This is a genomic window from Pantoea sp. GD03673 (assembly GCF_029844725.1).
In the GTDB taxonomy this organism is placed as follows: domain Bacteria; phylum Pseudomonadota; class Gammaproteobacteria; order Enterobacterales; family Enterobacteriaceae; genus Pantoea.
This window is the reverse complement of sequence record NZ_JAOCKJ010000002.1, coordinates 496,764-514,554: the sequence shown is the minus strand read 5'-3', so window position 1 is coordinate 514,554 and position 17,791 is coordinate 496,764. Positions and strand designations below refer to the sequence as shown.

At 51.3% G+C, this 17,791-nt stretch carries 20 protein-coding genes, 1 other RNA gene and 1 pseudogene; 5 read left to right on the top strand and 17 right to left on the bottom strand.

Annotated elements, in window-relative coordinates; translation table 11 throughout:
• Positions 1-55 precede the first annotated feature (55 nt).
• The 9 genes and pseudogenes from N5J69_RS05685 to N5J69_RS05645 all read right to left on the bottom strand — a co-directional run.
• A pseudogene (locus N5J69_RS05685) lies at positions 56-346 on the bottom strand (integrase arm-type DNA-binding domain-containing protein); the annotation flags it as partial.
• Between the two features lie 851 nt (positions 347-1,197).
• Complete coding sequence (locus N5J69_RS05680) at positions 1,198-1,407, bottom strand: hypothetical protein (protein WP_279768643.1); 210 nt, start codon at positions 1,405-1,407, stop codon at positions 1,198-1,200.
• A gap of 882 nt (positions 1,408-2,289) precedes the next feature.
• Positions 2,290-2,601, bottom strand: coding sequence for a hypothetical protein (locus N5J69_RS05675; RefSeq protein WP_279768641.1), 312 nt, complete (start codon positions 2,599-2,601; stop codon positions 2,290-2,292).
• Positions 2,602-2,698: 97 nt separating this feature from the next.
• Positions 2,699-5,014 carry a primase-helicase zinc-binding domain-containing protein gene (locus N5J69_RS05670; RefSeq protein WP_279768730.1) on the bottom strand — a complete coding sequence of 772 codons (2,316 nt, stop codon included), beginning with the start codon at positions 5,012-5,014 and terminating at the stop codon, positions 2,699-2,701.
• A 14-nt stretch (positions 5,015-5,028) separates the two neighbouring features.
• Positions 5,029-5,370 (bottom strand): DUF5375 family protein, encoded by a 342-nt coding sequence (locus tag N5J69_RS05665; RefSeq protein WP_058957590.1) that lies wholly within the window; start codon positions 5,368-5,370, stop codon positions 5,029-5,031.
• Positions 5,357-5,623, bottom strand: coding sequence for a hypothetical protein (locus N5J69_RS05660; RefSeq protein ID WP_019106103.1), 267 nt, complete (start codon positions 5,621-5,623; stop codon positions 5,357-5,359). The genes N5J69_RS05665 and N5J69_RS05660 overlap by 14 nt, the downstream gene beginning before the upstream one ends.
• Positions 5,620-6,147 (bottom strand): host cell division inhibitor Icd-like protein, encoded by a 528-nt coding sequence (locus N5J69_RS05655; protein WP_279768638.1) that lies wholly within the window; start codon positions 6,145-6,147, stop codon positions 5,620-5,622. The genes N5J69_RS05660 and N5J69_RS05655 overlap by 4 nt, the downstream gene beginning before the upstream one ends.
• 13 nt (positions 6,148-6,160) lie before the next feature.
• On the bottom strand, positions 6,161-6,409 hold the full coding sequence (locus tag N5J69_RS05650; RefSeq protein ID WP_279768637.1) for a hypothetical protein: 249 nt from the start codon (positions 6,407-6,409) through the stop codon (positions 6,161-6,163).
• Between the two features lie 17 nt (positions 6,410-6,426).
• Entirely contained in the window at positions 6,427-6,663 is a 237-nt protein-coding gene (locus N5J69_RS05645; RefSeq protein ID WP_279768636.1) for an AlpA family transcriptional regulator, read from the bottom strand.
• A gap of 521 nt (positions 6,664-7,184) precedes the next feature.
• Here N5J69_RS05645 and N5J69_RS05640 point away from each other — a divergent pair.
• Together N5J69_RS05640 and N5J69_RS05635 are read left to right on the top strand one after the other, a co-directional pair.
• Positions 7,185-7,901 carry a hypothetical protein gene (locus N5J69_RS05640; RefSeq protein WP_279768635.1) on the top strand — a complete coding sequence of 239 codons (717 nt, stop codon included), beginning with the start codon at positions 7,185-7,187 and terminating at the stop codon, positions 7,899-7,901.
• Positions 7,898-8,149, top strand: a complete 252-nt coding sequence (locus N5J69_RS05635; protein ID WP_279768634.1) for an ogr/Delta-like zinc finger family protein — start codon at positions 7,898-7,900, stop codon at positions 8,147-8,149. The genes N5J69_RS05640 and N5J69_RS05635 overlap by 4 nt, the downstream gene beginning before the upstream one ends.
• A 474-nt stretch (positions 8,150-8,623) precedes the next feature.
• Here the strand turns inward: N5J69_RS05635 and N5J69_RS05630 are convergent, their stop codons facing one another.
• The 4 genes from N5J69_RS05630 to smpB form a co-directional block, all read right to left on the bottom strand.
• On the bottom strand, positions 8,624-9,601 hold the full coding sequence (locus N5J69_RS05630) for a hypothetical protein (protein ID WP_163657837.1): 978 nt from the start codon (positions 9,599-9,601) through the stop codon (positions 8,624-8,626).
• A gap of 281 nt (positions 9,602-9,882) precedes the next feature.
• Positions 9,883-11,073, bottom strand: a complete 1,191-nt coding sequence (locus N5J69_RS05625; RefSeq protein WP_279768632.1) for an integrase domain-containing protein — start codon at positions 11,071-11,073, stop codon at positions 9,883-9,885.
• A 193-nt stretch (positions 11,074-11,266) separates the two neighbouring features.
• Positions 11,267-11,628, bottom strand: a transfer-messenger RNA (tmRNA) gene (gene ssrA, locus N5J69_RS05620).
• Between the two features lie 43 nt (positions 11,629-11,671).
• Entirely contained in the window at positions 11,672-12,154 is a 483-nt protein-coding gene (smpB, locus tag N5J69_RS05615) for an SsrA-binding protein SmpB (protein ID WP_033733561.1), read from the bottom strand.
• Between the two features lie 158 nt (positions 12,155-12,312).
• Between smpB and N5J69_RS05610 the strand changes: the two genes are divergently transcribed.
• Positions 12,313-12,747, top strand: coding sequence for a type II toxin-antitoxin system RatA family toxin (locus tag N5J69_RS05610; RefSeq protein WP_033761455.1), 435 nt, complete (start codon positions 12,313-12,315; stop codon positions 12,745-12,747).
• Positions 12,740-13,033 carry an RnfH family protein gene (locus tag N5J69_RS05605; RefSeq protein WP_279768631.1) on the top strand — a complete coding sequence of 98 codons (294 nt, stop codon included), beginning with the start codon at positions 12,740-12,742 and terminating at the stop codon, positions 13,031-13,033. The genes N5J69_RS05610 and N5J69_RS05605 overlap by 8 nt, the downstream gene beginning before the upstream one ends.
• A 94-nt stretch (positions 13,034-13,127) precedes the next feature.
• Here N5J69_RS05605 and bamE read toward each other — a convergent pair whose 3' ends face one another.
• The 3 genes from bamE to nadK all read right to left on the bottom strand — a co-directional run bounded on the left by bamE (position 13,128) and on the right by nadK (position 16,285).
• Positions 13,128-13,475 (bottom strand): outer membrane protein assembly factor BamE, encoded by a 348-nt coding sequence (gene bamE, locus N5J69_RS05600; RefSeq protein ID WP_279768629.1) that lies wholly within the window; start codon positions 13,473-13,475, stop codon positions 13,128-13,130.
• 185 nt (positions 13,476-13,660) lie between these two features.
• Positions 13,661-15,322 carry a DNA repair protein RecN gene (gene recN / locus N5J69_RS05595; RefSeq protein WP_279768627.1) on the bottom strand — a complete coding sequence of 554 codons (1,662 nt, stop codon included), beginning with the start codon at positions 15,320-15,322 and terminating at the stop codon, positions 13,661-13,663.
• 84 nt (positions 15,323-15,406) lie between these two features.
• The gene (gene nadK / locus N5J69_RS05590; protein WP_003848582.1) at positions 15,407-16,285 is read right to left on the bottom strand and encodes an NAD(+) kinase; all 879 of its coding nucleotides are present in this window, start codon (positions 16,283-16,285) and stop codon (positions 15,407-15,409) included.
• A gap of 122 nt (positions 16,286-16,407) precedes the next feature.
• Between nadK and grpE the strand changes: the two genes are divergently transcribed.
• On the top strand, positions 16,408-16,989 hold the full coding sequence (gene grpE, locus N5J69_RS05585; RefSeq protein ID WP_279768624.1) for a nucleotide exchange factor GrpE: 582 nt from the start codon (positions 16,408-16,410) through the stop codon (positions 16,987-16,989).
• Between the two features lie 59 nt (positions 16,990-17,048).
• Here grpE and ung read toward each other — a convergent pair whose 3' ends face one another.
• A complete protein-coding gene (gene ung, locus N5J69_RS05580; protein WP_279768621.1) occupies positions 17,049-17,729 on the bottom strand; it encodes a uracil-DNA glycosylase in 681 nt (226 codons plus the stop codon).
• Positions 17,730-17,791 lie beyond the last annotated feature (62 nt).

The following is a 17,791-nucleotide window of genomic DNA, read 5'->3' as shown; positions in this document are numbered from 1 at the left end:
ATGCTGCATGCATCGTTTTCCTCCACTCGTGGCGGGTGGAGTGGGAGCGGAGAGGCCTGACCTGTTCTTTCTGATATTTCTGCGGATCAATGTCTTTCGCCAGTAAAACTCGAGATTCGGCTCTGAGTTTACGCGCATCAGATAGTGAGACACCAGGGTTGGCACCGAAACTCTGTTTGGTTCGCTTTTTAGTCAGAGGTCGGTAGTAGCGGAACAGCCAGAGCTTACTACCACTGGACTTGATTAATAGAGTAAGCCCGTCACCATTATACAACTGGTAGTCGGCATCTTTAGGTTTAGCTGCTTTGGTTTCAGTATCAGTTAACGGCTAGGTTTTTCTTGCCATGGGTAGTCTCCATGCGTTTAGGCCCAACGAAAAAATAGAGCTTTTCGTTGGGCCTATCCATAGGCCTAAAAGGTTCGGATTTAATTAGTTCTCTTCAGACTTCGCGGGACAAATTCAAGACACAAAAAAGCCCGCAGGGCTTGCGCCGTGCGGGCTTCTAGGACTTCATCGGATGGCTCTGGAACCATCTTTGAAGAATTTTGGGCTGGCGGAGTCTGAATAGGTCACGCAAGTAAATGAAATTAATTGTTTTCTCACAATTCAGTTTTAGCTCGTGTACCTAAACGTGTACCAATGATTGGATCTCGTCCCCGAAGCTGCACGACAAGGATAACGAATGCCCGGCGCTAGATCCAAAATAAAATGATTTTAGAGAAAAGTGTTCACACTGTTCACCTTTGTATTTTGTGTACTAATATCAATGTGTTAGGTGGTTGATGGTTTTAGGCGGGATGTACACTAGAGTTTATTTTTGGTGATCATCTTTGCCAATATAAAAAAAGCGACTCGAGCGCTACGTTAGATGTGAAGTTATTAAACGCTGCTGTTTTCAATAGTCCGCTTATGCCAAGAGGGGACGCTCACAATTGTAATTAGCGTTACTATCGGAGATTCGATTAAACGCTGATGAGTAGAAATCTGAAGTGAAAAGAAATAGTTAGATATGACTTTTTTATTAATTCATTCCAAAAATGGAACCTATATCAAAAACAGAAATGGCGACAAGTTGCAAAAATGGCAGGATGTGAACAGACAAAAAAAGCCCCCTTGCGGGGGCTTTTTATGCCATCCAGAAGATGGATACTATTTAGCGGACACAGAGCCGAACAGCGCTCTTGACGCGAAGCCCATTACTGGAACTTCTCCTCTGTCGTCGGTTTAGCTAGCAAAAAGTATTCTGACGTTGTTGGCGCGTAAGTAACATTTGTTACGTTCACGTTCACAAAGTGAGATCCGCTAAAATCAAATTTAGTTTCACCATCTAACGCAGGGCCGTGGTTAATCAATACTACAAAAAACAACGAAACCAACTTTTTACTAACTTTCTTCAAACGCTTCATAAATTGTACTCCATCTAAGATGGGCACAACTCTCCATCTGGCTGGAAAGGTCCAGAGAGGAAGACTACGGCATTTGTCTAATGTTTAGTCTTGCGGCCCGGAATATGAGCCTTAACAATCCTAAGTTCCAGCCCCTATGTTAACCCTTTACGCCCCACCGCTGGTTTGCAAAGGCATAGCGAAAATGGCCCGATTAGTGACAATATCCTTAAAACCGAAAAGGTATTAAGGGGTACTGAACCCTTAACGCACTCGCATGAGTTAAGAGATTTCTACTACCATAATATAGGCAGCGAAATTAGTGATAAGCCCCTACTAAGAAGGGCTTACACAAATGAACGTGGTGATGCCGTTGCATTGTTGTCCTCCTAGTTGTTTTTGATTAAACCGTTACAAGCATGATTGCGTGCGACAGTTGTATGAACAGAGTTTTTTCTCCATTAATATTTCATCTAAAACAAAGACTTAACACGGTTTGTGCTCATTCGTTCGTCGAAGAACGTAAACCTCCTTAGAGATTAATGCACCAGTGCATGAGCTTCTTTGGGACGCAATTTATTCATTAGACGCACTGATTATATCGCTGGGTTTAAAACAAACAAGGGAATTTATAACAGTATTTTCAGAGTTTTCGAAAGTTTGCCTTAAGTTATAGTAAGGTTGGGCATGTCCCATGCACAGATGAACTCGTATCTTGTATAAATCGCCTCGCGATGTGGCGAACCTGGCCTCTATTACGCTTGACGTAACCGACAATCTATCCGACAATTTGCCTGTCTAATGTTTAGTCTTGCATCACCTGAAGGCTGGCCTACCTATCCAGCTTTCCAAAAAAACCGCCCTACCTAGGCGGTTTTTTTGTGCCTGTAAGATTCATCACAATCACTCAAATTTCCCGCCCGTCGTTAAGTCGCAGAGGTTGCCGGACGCTTCAACCACTGCGTTACTGTCGCAAAAAAATATGTTGCGCCTCTCTCGGTTGGCTCTCATACCAGATAAAATTCCTATTGGCGCAACGGACGTCCGGTACTGGGCCAGAACATGCTGCTTACCCACGACTGGATTCGGTAAAGCTACTGCAATAAAAGGTTTAATCGATCCGGCATCAACGTCAGCTGAACTTTTGTTATAGCGATTGTAGACAATTCTTTCTGGCGAGGTTTGACCATGAAATTTCGTTTTGACATCAAACAAAACTCCGCTCCTCGCTTTTAGCGGACCTTGGCTTACGTTGATAATTACAGCAAATATAAAAAAACCGGCCTAAACCGGTTTACGTGGAGTGGAGGTATCAGGCGCTACATGCGGGCAACCAATCTGCCTCGCTGTCCTCATGTAACGTAAGATTGGTCTGTATACCGTTATTTGTCCTGCGCTTAAGCAATACGCGTTCGTACTCTTTCAGTGTCTGCGGCACCGCCTGGCCGAAAGCCGTCAGGCTGAGCGGGTGCTGATGCCCTCGAGATTCCATAAATGACAAGTGCGCATGATAGAGATAGCGCTTAGGGTTAATCGGGCGAATGTTGGCGTTACCGATAAACAGTCCATTCGGCGTGCTCAGCGGCAGCAGGTAGCCACAGAAATCGACCAGCGGATCGGCCTGGCGTTTAATCTCCAGCGCTTCGCCGGATGACTGCTGTGACTGCAACAGCTCGCGGGCTTCATCTGGCGACGCGAAGCGCTGCATCAGATGACGAACAATCACGGCCAGCTCGGTGCTGATCTTATCCAGCAACTGCGGGTCACGCTCTTTGGCCGGTATGACTTCCGGGAAAGTCAGGATAACCCGGCGGCGCGAAACACCGCCGCTGCGGTCGCTGAAGCGCATCGGGTTGTTGTTCACCGCCAGAATGACCGCCGGGATGTGCGTTGAATAGGCGTCACGATATTTCGGGTCGATTGCCACCGCATCTCCGCCGGTAATAGCCTTGATGCCCGCGCCGTCGCCGCTCCATTTTTCCTGGTCAGGCAGGATAATCAGCGAGAAACCTACCACGCTGGCGCGCTCGCGGGAGGATTCCAGTGTATTGATAGTGGCTGACGTGGTGTTGTCTTTTCCGGCCAGCAACGTAGCAATCGAGGCCATGACGCTTTTACCTCTGCCGCCGGGACCGGTCACCTCAAGAAACATCTGCCAGTCATAGCGGTTTGCCAGCACCATAAATAACGCAGCGAGAATGCGCTCCTGCTTGTCGTGATTATGCCCGGCGGCCCGCGTTAACCAGCGCCAGAAGGCCGGGGCGTGGTCTGCAAGGTTTTCACCCGGACGCGGGGCGGTGTAGTCCACACTGCTGACGGTGCGCAGCCAGTGCTCGCGGCGGTGCGGGCTGAAGGTGCCTGTTGTGGTGTCATACACACCGTTACGGAAACCAATCAGGCGGCGGGACGGTTCACCCATCTGCGGCACCATCAGCTTGAGCGTGTCCAGCACGCTGCCGATACCGGCGGCCGAGAACGGTGCGCGCACTTTCTGAAACAGCGCGGCGATTTCCCGGCGCAGTGTCTTCGCCTCCATCACCTGCCATGCGCCGTTCTCATAGCGGCAGATTTCCTCCCCGACTGGCGGCACGGCCAGCGCCTCTCCGTAATGGGCGACCAGCAGCTCAGCTTTCTGGCTGGCGCTCATTGCTTTCAGGTCAGCCTCGCTGACGGATTCAAACGGGCTGAGGGGCTGCGGCTGCGTGAAGCCGGTGAGCTGCGCCTGCGTGGCGATATCACCCTGCATCTGCCACACGTCGTTCCAGTCACCCGCAACCGGCGGCAGGACGGCTGTACCGCCACAGGCTTTCGCCGCTTCCTCTGCCTTTAACTGGCCGGTGCCGTTGTTGTCGCGGTCAGCGGCAATCATCATCAGCGCGCCGGGGTATGACTCACGCAGCCGCTTTGCCAGTGAGGGCAGGTTGTTGGCGCTCAGCGCCACGTAAACCGCCTGCCCGGTCAGCCGGTGCACGGTCAGGCCGGTCGCGTATCCTTCAGTGAGCCACAGCGTTTTGCCATCCGGCTCACCGGCCAGCCAGTATGTGCCTTTCACCTGTCCGCCGGGCAGGGTGCGCTTGTCGCCTGCGGCGCTGATGAGCTGCACGTTAATGGCGGTACCGTCCTCGCCGGTCAGCGGGATAAGCACATCCCCGGCGGCAAAGCTGACACCACCACAGCGCAGCGCCTCCCCAAGTGTGAGCGCCTGCGTGCCGTGCAGCCCTTTCGCTGAAAGGTAGGCGTTGTCCGTGCGGCTGACGGCTGCGGCTATAAGCGCCTGCGCCCGTGCGGCGGCGTCTGCCTGCGTGCGGCTTTTGTCTGCGGCTTCATCATGCCTAACCGGGGCTGACTCCGGCAGCGTGCCGAGCATTCCGGCCACCTTCATGGCGGCCTCTTTAGCGCTGATACTGAGCGCCTTTTCCACCAGGTTAAGGCCGTCACCGGCCCCGCACTGGTTACAGAGCCACGTTCCGCGCCCATCCTGATTGTCGAAGCGGAAGCGGTCTTTACCGCCGCACGCCGGGCAGGCACCGTGTCGCCCCCCGGCGAGCACGCTGATACCGAGGGCAGGCAGAAGCTGCGGCCAGAATCCGGTGGCCGCCTTTACGGTGTCAGAGACGATATGTTTCATCTGCATGTTCTCCCTTAGTGCAGCGTGATGCGGCTGGCGGCCGCAAGCTGGCTGCGGAACAGCTCATCCATCATGGTGACACCGAGCTGCGTCAGGCGCGGCGGTGCGGTCAGCAGGTCCGGCTCGACCATATCGCCCAGCATGGTGCAGGCCATCTCCATGCCCGCATCAGGGCCGTGACGGCGCACATAAAAGCTTTCCAGCTCAAGGGCGATGGTCATCTGAAGCTCATCGAGCGTGGCTGACACGGTAATGCCGAGGTTTTTGCAGGCATTCAGATAGCCCTGCGCCAGCGCGCGGCGGTAAACGGCGGTGCGTACCTCAACGGGCAGGCAGGAGTGATTAGCGGTCATCATGGCGGGCCTCCGTGGCTAACATGCGGGATTCACAGGTTTCAACAACTTTACCGAGCTGGTCGGTGAGCAGGGCGACGACCGAGGCCAGCGCCGCGCCGTCCGGGACGCAGCCGCGCGCGCTCAGGCAGTTCACCGAGTCGAACATATCGAGTACGGTCACGCCGACCGTGTGCGCGTGCAGCAGACGCAGATAGTCAGCGTGGGGAATGGGGTAGGTGTCATGGTTATTCAGGTGTTGAGAAAGGGTGTTCAGGCCGCCACCGCCTTAATCGGCAGACGACCGGCAAAGGACAGGACGTAATCACGGGCGAGGCTGGCACGGGCGCTGCGCTCATCGCCTGCTACAGTACGCAGCATACAGGGACGAGCGGCGGCATCAGTGCGGCGCACGGCGGCAAAAATAAAGGTGAATTCGGGGTGAGCGGCAGTAAGGGCCGTTGTCATGAGGACAATCTCCAATAAGTAGCGGTTACTGCTACCACCGGAGTTCCTACGCTCATGGGTGGTAGCCCGGACGGGGGTAGGAATACCGGCCTTATTGGAAACCGGCCAGCCCGAAGGCTGCCCCGCCTGAGCCACCATTATTTTGACGACGCAACGGAATAAGAACCGCTGCGCTGAAAAATGGCGCACTGAGGCAACGACGTAAAAAAACACGCATGGCGCGTGTTGTGTCGCCAATAAGTAACACGGGTTCCTACGCCCGGCTGCCGATTTTGCGGCAGCACGAAAACTGTATAATGGCCGCTCGCCAGAGAAAAGCCTTTTTTTAAACATCGGGGCTATTTCCTCAGCAACCGGTCAGGACGTGATCGGATTGCGGCGGATTTGATCGGAATTCCCGGTTCTCTTTTTTCGCCCGCTGCCTGGCAGGCTTCGCTTTTTTACTCATAACGGAGATGTGACCGTGCATTCCGCTGGTAAAGGCCAGTGCGGTTGCTGGTCTGCAGCTAAGGGCTGCCGTCAGGCTTTGTGCGACAAAGGCGACTTCTTCGCGGGTGAGCGGAAAGGTTTTTGTACCGAAATTCAGCATAATCATGCTGCACCCCCGGCGCGCTATGCAATGCGGGCCTGCATCCAGCTGTCAATCTCTGACGCCAGCCAGGCGACGTTTTTACCGCCGAGGGAAATCTGTGAGGGGAACTGCTCCCGACTGATTAAGTCGTAAATGGTCGAGCGTGACAGGCCGCAGGTGCTAATGACTTCCGGCAGGCGCATAAAGCGGTCGCGCGGGTAAACGGCATCGCGGATTACGGGAATGGCAGGGGCTGGTACGGATGAAACTGCGTGCATGGTGTTACCTCATTATGAGTCCGGCCGGTGCTATCCGGTTCCGGTGGTGTCTTCAGGTAACCCCCTATTCTGGTTATATTTCTGGTGAAGTAAACAACCCCATGATTGCTGAAAAATGAGCAAAAAGCACTTCTCTTACCTCCTGTTTGCCTTTGTTTGCCAACGTTTGCCAGCGTTTGCCTTTTAAGAGCTTTCAGCGATTAAAAATCTTTTATTAATAGAATTAAAATCTGAAAAAGGCTCGCCAGAAAAAAAGCTCTTATCTGAGGTTGCGTGAAGACGCGTGAATACTGAGTGAAGACTTAATTTTAAAGGGTTCACTGCTTAGCTACTGTATTTACTATCTTTTTTATCTCAGTGAATACCAGTGAACAGTTATATAAGAAATATCATCAGTTAAGGAGCCACCCCCCACGAGTTAAGCCCTTGTCTGTTCATAGACAGGCGGAAAGCAATGAAATGCGCTGTCCTGGTGTACACGACAGAATGGCCTCATCCTTTACAGACGATGAGAGACCACCATGACCACTCCGGAACAGAAACCCGCTTCACTGGAACGCTTCGAGAAAGCCCGCGCTGAACATACCGAAAGGATGAAAGCCTATAACGGCATCTGCGCCGATATTGCCCGCTGTGAAAAAGAGCAGCAGGCGGCCATCGAGGCAGGGAAAAAAGCGGAGAGTAACTGGCGCACGAGCTTCCGCAACCTGCGAGGCAACCTTACTGACGAGCTGCGCGCCAAACATTCTCAGCGCATCGCCAGCCGTGAACTGGCCGATGAGTTCGGCGGGCTGCTTAAAGAGCTGGCGCTGGATAAGCAGGAGGCGATGCTGAAATGCTGCGGCAGTGGTAAAGAGTATATTGAATCGCACCGGGAGGCTTTTACCGGGTTTGCGGATGTGCACTGGCAGTCAGCCCTGCGTAACATAAGTCCGTCGCTGCTGTGGGCCATTAAGCTGCGTCTCCGTCGTGAAGAGCTTTCCCCGACGTTTGCCGGAGACGACCGGGATAGTATTAAGGACGTGGCATATCTGGTCGGTGAAGCGCTGACGCGGGCGGCGGCTGCTCTGCCAGACAGCATACTAAATGAGGCTCCGCTGCTGGAGAATATTGGTCTGTATCGCCCGCCGCTTACGGGTATTGATATGGAGCTTTATACGAGCCCTCTGCGCCGTCAGAAGCTGGCTGAATCAATCCGTGCGCAGCGTGCAAAACTTCAGGAGGGCAGCCAGAAATGATGCACTGTCCTTACTGCAAAAGTGCGGTACATACCAAATCGAGCCGCTATATGTCCGAACAGGTGAAAGAGCGTTATCACCAGTGCACTAACCTGGACTGCTCCTGTACTTTCAAGACGAATGAGAGCATCACAAAGGTGATCACCGCACCGCCACAGCCAGAAAACTTACCGGAATCACCACCGGAACCGGTAAGAGAACGTCAGACGCTGGGCCGTTACGGCTCAGCATTCCGTCAGGTTCATTAATCCCCTACGGCCGCTGCACGATCAGCGGCTTTTTTGTGTCTATGCTTTGTCTTTATGAAGCCCTTTTTCTGGCCAGCCGCTTTGTAAAGAGTGATGCATGCATCGCTTGCATGGATCTGCATGCAAAACCATGCATTGTTCTCTACCGTTCAGGCCATACCGGGCGCGGCTCTGACCACATCATGCACCTGCATGAAAAGCGATACATAAAGCGGGCAGGCGTGGCGGGGATAGCATTGCGCGCTGACCTCTTTGTGTGATTCCTAGGCGCAATTGGTTTCCTTTCATGTGTATTGGCTCAAACTTGAGCTAACATTTTTCACTGGCAGCATACAATTAAATCTAACGGTCTGCTTAAAGCGAAGAGCGGACCTTTTGCTCAGTATCATGTTTATCGGTTGTTGATCGGTAAGCAGTATAAAGATTTTAAACTTTGGTTAGCTTTGTCTTTCTATTGATAACTATCCATAACTATCATCGAGAAATAATTCCATTAGAAAGAAGGAAAGAGTAAAGTTTATCAAAATCAATATCGGTTGGGAGGTTTGATCTTAAAAGTATAGACCTTAGAACTCTGTTTCTTTTTCTTATATCTACAGGCACTCTATATAACGAATGCTTGCTATTTTCCACTGTACTCCGCAGTCTTTTTTTAAACGTTTCTTCACTATAATTTGTTGTACTGAGTGCCGCATCATAAGTAAAAATTAAACATTTTAAAACGCTGTAGATGTTTATGGAATCTTTGATTGGTAATTTTATTTTTTCACCTAAGATTTGCGTAGGCATCTCAAAAGTACCTTTCACGGGATTTCCATTAGTTGACAACTCTGAAATGAGAGCATTTTGCTTATTAACAATAGTCTTTGTAACAATCCCTCCTGAATGCACCAAGTTATTCCTTATGCTCTTGAAGTATGTATAAATTATTAATAAAGAATTTAGGCGCGACCAAGCATTTGCTTTGTTTTTTATTAAGGTGGGTAGTATTTCATCATTTAAGTAATTAGATTTATTAGATTTAATATAGTTTATACAATCAATGTGTGTTTTGTGATTAGTTGTGCTTGGCTGGGAGGGGCATTGTAAAGCTTTTGGAAACCAATCCTGACTTGATGGTACTGTATAGGAGCAAACTCGTTCTATCCAGGTTTCGAATAATGTGCAAGCATTAAAAATTAGATTTGAGCTGAACCTATATTCGTGTTCTTCCCAGTCCATACTTATACATAACGTTTTTAAGTCAACACGACCAGGTAATTGTAGACCTGAGAAAAATTTCTCATATAATTCCTTATCAGATATATCTGGGTAACAACTTTTGAACCCTCGCGTTTGCCACCATAATTCTCTCAAGCCTGCGTAACTTGCCCAAGTGAAAGAAAAGAAATCCCCCATTTCATCCGTTACACCCTGAGTTTCTTTAAAAAAGACAGCAGCACTTATAGTCATAATAATCTCGTCTATATTCTTTTTGATAACCACTAGGAAAAAGAAATTTATATATTTCCATTGAAGTCTAGCTCAAAATACTTATTAGATGCTAGCAGTGATTGCACTACCTAAGCCTGAGCGTTTTGTAAGCAACCTACCCATGAATACTAAGCATTATTGGATATCTGTTCTAACGAACAACAACGTCTTCTCTAAGCACAGAACTGCCTGTCAAATTAGGTTTAGCTCGGTGCCATAGCTGTGTCAAATCAAATCTAAGCTATAAATTTCATGTTGGGCTAACTTGTATAAGTGAATGTGCCCCACCAGCTCATCATATCTTTACGTTGTTCGAGATAAGTAGAACGGTTGTAGGCTCTCCTCACTTCGTTTTTATCGCTATGTGCAAGTGCTGACTCAATAACATCAGGATTAAAACTGGCTTCGTTAAGTGCTGTACTCGCTATGGAACGCAGACCATGAGCAACCAACTTACCGCCATAGCCTATGCGCTTTAATGCGGCATTCGCAGTTTGGCTATTCATTGGTTGTTTGGGATCGTTACGGCTTGGAAAAACATATTGTCGGTTGCCGCTGACAGGCCGCATAACCTCAAGAATATCGAGAGCTTGTTTTGATAAAGGAACGACATGTTCGCGCTTGGCCTTCATGCGCTCCGCTGGAATAACCCAAAGGCTTAAATCGAAGTCGATCTCTGCCCATTGTGTTCCCGAGGCTTCTGACGGCCGCACGAGAGTAAGAAGCTGCCACTCAATTAAACAGCGAGTTGTGATTGAGAGATTGGACATTACTAATGAGCGCATTAGCTTTGGCAGTTCTTCCGGTCGTAACGTTGGCATGTTCTGTTTTTTTGGTCGTTCAAAAGCCATACCAACGCCCGAAGCAGGATTCGAATCAATTAATCCGGTGTTAACTGCATAAGTCATGATTTCGTTGATGCGCTGCACCAACCGGCGAACTGTCTCAAGTGCACCGCGAGCTTTAATCGGCTCCAGTGCTTCAACAATCGTTCTGGCCTTGAGTGCCTGAACAGAAATTTCACCGATAGCAGGGAAGACATCCTTCTCCAGCGATCGCCAAATATCCTTCGCATAATCCTCGGTGATGCTTTTGCTTTTAAGCTGGAACCACCTTCCGGCAACAACTGAAAAAATGCTATCCAGCTCAATTTGTTGTTGTTCAGAAACTTCCTCTTGCTGCTTCTGCGGGTCAATCCCTTGCGCAAGCATCGAAAGATATTGGTCACGCATTTGGCGTGCGACAGCGAGTGTTAGGGCAGGATAAGAGCCAAGGCTGAGATTTGTGCGACTGCTGCTATTTGGTCGCTGGTAGCGAAAACGCCATAGCTTCTTACCGGAGGTTTTGACGAGCATGAAAAGCCCGTCGCCATCGTGCAGCGTAAAATCTTTTTCTTGAGGTTTAGCTTTGAGGATTTCGTTGTTAGTGAGGGGGCGTGTCATCCGCGCCATGACTGGTTTCCGTCCATAATTGGTACACGTTTTTAGGTACACATTATAGCGTGTACCTAAACGTGTACCAATTATCTCTGGATTCACGCGGATCGCCTCGGAAGATTTCAGACACAAAAAAGCCCGCAGGGCTTGTGCCGTGCGGGCTTTCAGGACTTCTGCGGATGGCACTGGAACCATCTTTGAAGAATTTTGGTGGAGCTGGCGGGAGTTGAACCCGCGTCCGAAATTACTACACCGTCGGCACTACATGCTTAGTCAGTTTTTACATTCGCCGGTTAGCTGCGAACAGACACGCCACTAACAGACTAGCCTGATTGGATTTAACGCTTCAACCCCAGGCTGGGCATCCACGCGATCTCTTTTGGGTTTGACTTCTCTTGATCCCCGTCTTAAGAGCGGAAGCTAGGGAGAGAAGGCTAAGAGCAGGTTATTAAGCTGCTAAAGCGTAGTTTTCGTCGTTTGCGACTATTTTTTTGCGGCTTTTTACGAGGCAAACCGCCCCTCGGCATGCTCCTAAGGCTTCACAATCCCGTCGAGTCCAGAATCAGCCCCAGAACTTCAAATACTAGCAACTAAACAGCTTAAAATCCAGTGGTTAGCGCGCTGAATTCTTCATGATACGTGCTTTGTCTAATTTCCATTCGCGATCTTTAATGTCATCGCGTTTGTCGTGCTCTTTCTTACCGCGCGCAACACCAATCTTCAGTTTGCACCAGGCATTCTTCCAGTACAGCGACAACGCCACGATGGTATAGCCTTCGCGGTTAACGCGGCCATACAGAGAGTCGAGTTCACGTTGCTTCAGCAGCAGCTTGCGGCTGCGCGTCGGGTCACAGACCACGTGGCTGGAGGCAACGGCTAAAGGTTGAAAGGTTGAACCGAACAGAAAGGCTTCGCCATCGCGCAGCAGAATATAGCTGTCGCTGATGTTAGCTTTACCGGCACGAAGTGACTTAACTTCCCATCCTTGTAACGATAATCCCGCTTCATACTCCTCTTCGATGAAGTATTCGTGGCGGGCGCGTTTGTTCATGGCAACAGTGGCCGAACCGGGTTTGTGTGCTTTTTTCTTTGTCATAATGAGGCGTATTTTACATCACTTAGTCGGTTATCGCATCCCCAGTCCAGCGGGGCAGCAGGAAACGGGATATTCTAGCACACCCTCACTCGGGGACATTTTTGTTTAATCGCTGAAAATGCTATTATTCAGCGGTTTCGTGATGAACAGGAACCATTATGGCTCAGATTAGTCGTTCGGCGCTGGTCCCGTTTAGTGCCGGGCAGATGTACCAACTTGTAAATGACGTGGATGCTTATCCGCAATTCCTGCCGGGTTGTACCGGAAGCCGCGTGCTGGATGCCTCTGAAAATCAGATGACGGCCTCCGTGGATGTCTCGAAAGCGGGCATCAGCAAAACGTTTACTACCCGCAACACCCTGACGGACAATCAGAGCATTCACATGCAACTGGTTGATGGACCGTTCCGCAAACTGACCGGCGGCTGGACATTCGTCTCGCTGGGCGACGATGCCTGCAAGGTTGAGTTAAGCCTTGAGTTTGAATTTACCAACATGCTGGTAGAGATGGCCTTTGGACGTATCTTTAAAGAGTTAGCTAACAGCATGGTGCAGGCTTTTACCCAGCGCGCCAAAGAGGTCTATCGTGCCTGATATTTCTGTCGAGGTGGTCTACGCCTTACCTGAAAAGCAGTATCAGCTTTACGTAAAAGTAGAGCAGGGCTGTACGGTAGAACAGGCCATCCTGAAATCAGGTTTACTGGAACTTCGTCGGGAAATTGACCTCGCCAGTAACAAAGTCGGCGTCTACAGTCGGCCAGTGAAGCTCGATGACGTGCTTAATGAGGGCGATCGTATTGAGATCTATCGTCCGCTGATTGCCGATCCTAAAGAGTTACGCAGGCAGCGCGCAGAGCGAGCGGCAGAGAGTAAAAAATAGGCCGTTATCTCAGCAGACTTAGCAGATAACAGGCATAAAAAAGGCGCTCAGTGCGCCTTTTTACTGTCCAGCTTTCAGACTGTCTGCCATTCAATCAGTTGTTGTTCTGTGACAGATTCTGCTTGTTGTCGATGTTTGTCAGCACACCGTTGCCATCAAAGGTCAGCGTCAGCGTCTGCTGCTTCACGCTCTCATGACCTGGCTCCTGACGGAAAACGTAATACCAGACGTTGCTGCCAAACGGGTCTTTCATCATCGGCGTGCCGAGCGTGTAAGCCACCTGCTGCTGTGTCATACCGGTATGGATCTTAGCCACATCGTTGGCAACCAGATAGTTGCCCTGATTGATATCAGGACGGTAGACCACGCGCTCTAAGGTGGAACATCCGGCGGTCATCATCAACATTACCACTGCCGCGGCAGTCAGCGTTTTACAGCGCATCTATACATTCCTTTTCCGGGGCCAAACGCCTCAACAGGCGATTTTATTGCCATCAAAATCTGAACTCTGCCTGCGGCAGGCTTTATTACTCTGGCGACATAAGTGCCGATGATAATAAACCTTTTCGCTGATGGAAACCTCTGCAGAGCAAGCATATGACCCCGTCAGGTTAAAAAAGTGCGCTGCTAAGCGGCTAAAAGTTCTTTTGCGTTAGCCAGGGTATTGCGTGTGACCTCGCTGCCACCCAGCAGACGTGCCAGTTCCTGCAGACGCGCCCGTTTGTCCAGCGGCTGCATATGCGTTTCAGTCATCGCACCATCAGTCTCTTTGCTGACAAAGAAGTGCTGATGACCACAACCGGCAACCTGCGGCAGGTGGGTTACACACATTACCTGCGTCGATTCGCCCAGCTGACGCAGCAGCTTACCGACCACGGCGGCGGTTGGGCCGCTGATGCCGACATCCACTTCATCGAAAATCATTGCAGGTGTTTCCATTTTCTTCGCGGTGATGACCTGAATCGCCAGCGCGATACGTGACAGTTCACCACCCGAAGCGACTTTTCCCAGCGGTTGCAGAGGCTGACCGGGGTTAGTTGTCACCTGGAAATCGACACGGCTTGCACCATCTGCCGTCAGTTGATCAGGATTGAAGGTCAGCGCGATTTTAAACTGGCCGTGTGGCATTGAGAGCAGATGCATACTCTGGGTAATCAGCTGCTGCAGCTCATCTGCAAAATGGCTGCGCTGCTGATGAAGCTGTTCAGCGCATTGCAGGGCGGCCTGATAGTGTTCACCCACCAGCGATTGCAGGCTCTCCTGATCGCTCTCGTGCTGTGACAGCAATTCTGCTTCTGCGAGCAGCTGCTGATGCAGTTCCGGCAGCCCTTCTGGCGTGACGTGATGCTTACGCGCCAGGGCGATCTGGCGCGAAATGCGCTTTTCCAGTTCGTACAGGCGGTTGGGATCCAGATCAAGGCTGTCGCAGTAATGACGCAGCTCGTCGCTGGCTTCGCTCAGCTGAATCGCCGCCTCTTCCAGCAGGTTGTGAACACCGTTCAGCTTCTCATCCAGCGAGGTCAGTTCTGAAATCATCTCACGCGCTGTGTAGAGCAGGCTGTTGAGATTATTGTCATCGCTGTCTGCTAACAGCTGCAGCGCCTGCTGGCTGGTTGACAGCAGCTGTCCGCTATTAGCCAGACGCTTGTACTCTTCGTCGATCTGCTCATATTCGCCCGGCTGCGGCGCAAACTCGTTCAGCTCTTTCAGCTGATACTGCAACAGTTCACGACGTGATTCACGCTCCTGCGCCTGCTGCTGATGCAGCGCCAGGGTGCGGCAGCTCTGGTGCCAGGTCTGATAACTGGCACGCATTTGCTGCAGGAGTTCGTCGTGACCGGCATAGGCATCCAGCAGATGTTTCTGATGGTCGGGTTTAAGCAGAAGCTGATGAGCATGCTGCCCGTGGATCTGGATCAGCAGCTGGCCGAGATCGCGCAACTGAGAGAGCGGTACTGCCGTACCATTGATAAAGCCCCGGGAACGACCGTCAGCGCTGATCACCCGGCGCAGCAGACACTCGTTGCCGTCGTCGAGTTGATTATCCATCAGCCAGCGCTGAGCAGAAGGGGAGGACTTAAGCTGGAAGCGGGCGCAGAGATCGGCCCGGCTGGCACCCTGACGCACCATGTCAGCATCGGCACGGCCGCCCAGACATAATCCCAGCGCATCAATCGCAATAGACTTACCGGCACCGGTTTCACCCGTGATTGCCGTCATGCCGCGCTGGAAATCGATGTCGAGCTCACGAACGATAGCGAAATTACTGATGGTCAGTTGGGCCAGCATAGGTTCACCTGTACGAATAAACACATATGGTTTTTCATACAGTATAAACTGGTTTTTTATCCAGTAAAGAGGTGAGGCCTGTTTTCAGAACAATTTTTTTGACCAGCCCAGCTTTGAACTCAGCGTGTTGAAATAGCTGTAGTTTTTAGGATGGATCAAATCAAGATGACCGGCACTGCGGCGAATCAGGACATCCTCACCTTCCTGAATAGGCAGCGCAATCTGGCTGTCACAACTGATTTCCAGATCGCTGCGGCGTGAAGAAAAGCGCAAGCGGATGGTACTGCTGCTGTTGATCACCAGCGGTCGCGCTGACAGCGTATGCGGGAACATCGGCACCAGCACAATCGCTTCGAGTGACGGCGTCAGAATCGGGCCGCCCGCAGAGAGGGAATAGGCGGTAGAGCCGGTCGGTGTGGAAATAATCAGGCCATCTGAGCGCTGTGAAAACGCGAAAACTTCATCGATGTAGACTTCAAACTCGATCATGTGCGCGACTTTGCCGGGGTGCAGCACCACTTCATTAATGGCGGAGCCAATGCGCGGCGAACAGTCAGATTTGCACACCTGCGCTTCCAGCAGAAAGCGGCTTTCAACGAAATAGTTGCCCTGCAGCACTTCATCCAGCTGCTGCTGTGCATTATCCGGATCAAGATCGGTCAGAAACCCGAGGTTACCGCGGTTAATGCCAATCACTTTGATATCGTAACGCGCCAGTACCCGCGCTGCGCCGAGCATATTACCGTCACCGCCCACCACAACCGCTAAATCAGCCTGCTGACCAATCTCCGCCAGCGTGCCGGTCTGCACGTCATGAAGCGACAGCTCCTGCGCAATCTGCTTCTCAACGATCACTTGATAACCTTTGGCTGTCAGCCAGCGCCAGAGCATCTCATGCGTGGTTAACGCGGTGGGATGGCGCGGATGACCCACTATACCAATACAGTTAAAGTGTTTGTTCATCTGGTCGGTGTTCCTTATAAGCCAAAACGGCAAGGCAATGTGATAGGTTCCCTTGAATCCGTCATACCAATCCCCATAATAAGCCAACCAGCGAAATGAATGTGCAAAACGCGGAGAAATTCATGAGTAGTAAAGAACAGAACACCCCAAACGAGCAAGTCTCAGACGAAATTCAGCAGGATCAGCAGCAACCTCAGGAAGCGGAGACAGCAGCAGAGGTGGATCCGCGTGATGAGCGTATCGCTCAGCTCGAAGCTGAATTAGCGCAGTCGCAGACCGGTGTGCGCGATGCTCAGCTGCGTGCGCAGGCTGAAGTAGAAAACATTCGTCGCCGTGCCGAGATGGACGTTGAAAAGGCGCACAAATTTGCGCTGGAGAAATTTGCCAACGAACTGCTGCCGGTGATCGACAGCCTGGAACGTGCGCTGGAAGTGGCCAATAAAGAGGACCCACAGCTGGCATCCATGATCGAAGGGATTGAACTGACCCTGAAAGGCCTGCTCGGTGCCGTACGTAAATTCGGTGTTGAAGTGGTCGGTGAAACCGGCGTGCCGTTCAACCCGGAAGTCCATCAGGCCATGTCGATGATGGAGTCTGAAGAGTTCGAGCCTAACCATGTCATGCTGGTGATGCAGCGTGGTTACACCCTCAATGGTCGCCTGCTGCGTCCGGCGATGGTTGCGGTAGCTAAAGCTAAAAACTGATTCAATACCTGAATCCTGTTACACGGCCGCGCACTGACGCGGCCGTGTGCTTTCTGGCGCTATTCCGGTAAGACCGGCGTCCAGTCCACCGGCTTTTTACCGGCGGCGCTCAGCAATTCATTGGTCGTTGAAAAATGCTTGCTGCCGAAAAAACCCCGGTGCGCAGAAAGCGGCGAGGGATGCGGTGCCTGCAGCACATGATGGCGTTTACGATCAATAATGCTGCCTTTCTTCTGCGCATGGGAGCCCCACAGCAGAAAAATTACCCCTTCACAGTGCTGGTTAATCGCCGCAATCACGTTGTCCGTAAACGTCTCCCAGCCGAAGCGTGCATGGGAATGGGCTTTGCCCGCCTCAACCGTTAACACGGTGTTCAGCAACATCACACCCTGTTTGGCCCAGCTCTCCAGAAAGCCGTGATCGGGCTTGCGGAAACCCGGTATATCCTGTGCCAGCTCTTTATAAATATTCTGCAGTGACGGGGGGACCTGAACGCCGGGCAGCACCGAGAAGGCCAGTCCGTGCGCCTGATGAGGGCCGTGATAGGGATCCTGACCCAGGATGACAACGTTGACGTCACCCAGCTCTGTCAGGCGAAAAGCGTTGAACACATCTTTCTGCGGCGGATAAACCGTGACACCTGCGGCGCGCTGATCGGCGACCTGTTTCAGCGTCTCAATAAAATAGGGTTTCTCTTTCTCTTCAGCCAGCACATCGTGCCAGGTCAGCTTTTCAGCCATGTTTAACTCCCTTAACGTTAGTGACGTAAGCTTAGCTGTTCCTGCCGCTGACCTGAAGGCAA

Excerpts from the sequence above, each read along its gene's own strand:
- N5J69_RS05645 (WP_279768636.1), bottom strand. The coding sequence starts at position 6,663 with ATGCACGCAGTTTCATCCGTACCAGCCCCTGCCATTCCCGTAATCCGC.
- N5J69_RS05665 (WP_058957590.1), bottom strand. The coding sequence starts at position 5,370 with ATGATGACCGCTAATCACTCCTGCCTGCCCGTTGAGGTACGCACCGCC.
- N5J69_RS05670 (WP_279768730.1), bottom strand. The coding sequence starts at position 5,014 with ATGAAACATATCGTCTCTGACACCGTAAAGGCGGCCACCGGATTCTGG.
- N5J69_RS05640 (WP_279768635.1), top strand. The coding sequence starts at position 7,185 with ATGACCACTCCGGAACAGAAACCCGCTTCACTGGAACGCTTCGAGAAA.
- N5J69_RS05680 (WP_279768643.1), bottom strand. The coding sequence starts at position 1,407 with ATGAAGCGTTTGAAGAAAGTTAGTAAAAAGTTGGTTTCGTTGTTTTTT.
- N5J69_RS05650 (WP_279768637.1), bottom strand. The coding sequence starts at position 6,409 with ATGATTATGCTGAATTTCGGTACAAAAACCTTTCCGCTCACCCGCGAA.
- N5J69_RS05635 (WP_279768634.1), top strand. The coding sequence starts at position 7,898 with ATGATGCACTGTCCTTACTGCAAAAGTGCGGTACATACCAAATCGAGC.
- bamE (WP_279768629.1), bottom strand. The coding sequence starts at position 13,475 with ATGCGCTGTAAAACGCTGACTGCCGCGGCAGTGGTAATGTTGATGATG.
- recN (WP_279768627.1), bottom strand. The coding sequence starts at position 15,322 with ATGCTGGCCCAACTGACCATCAGTAATTTCGCTATCGTTCGTGAGCTC.
- ung (WP_279768621.1), bottom strand. The coding sequence starts at position 17,729 with ATGGCTGAAAAGCTGACCTGGCACGATGTGCTGGCTGAAGAGAAAGAG.
- smpB (WP_033733561.1), bottom strand. The coding sequence starts at position 12,154 with ATGACAAAGAAAAAAGCACACAAACCCGGTTCGGCCACTGTTGCCATG.
- grpE (WP_279768624.1), top strand. The coding sequence starts at position 16,408 with ATGAGTAGTAAAGAACAGAACACCCCAAACGAGCAAGTCTCAGACGAA.
- N5J69_RS05630 (WP_163657837.1), bottom strand. The coding sequence starts at position 9,601 with ATGACTATAAGTGCTGCTGTCTTTTTTAAAGAAACTCAGGGTGTAACG.
- nadK (WP_003848582.1), bottom strand. The coding sequence starts at position 16,285 with ATGAACAAACACTTTAACTGTATTGGTATAGTGGGTCATCCGCGCCAT.
- N5J69_RS05610 (WP_033761455.1), top strand. The coding sequence starts at position 12,313 with ATGGCTCAGATTAGTCGTTCGGCGCTGGTCCCGTTTAGTGCCGGGCAG.
- N5J69_RS05655 (WP_279768638.1), bottom strand. The coding sequence starts at position 6,147 with ATGTTTAAAAAAAGGCTTTTCTCTGGCGAGCGGCCATTATACAGTTTT.
- N5J69_RS05625 (WP_279768632.1), bottom strand. The coding sequence starts at position 11,073 with ATGGCGCGGATGACACGCCCCCTCACTAACAACGAAATCCTCAAAGCT.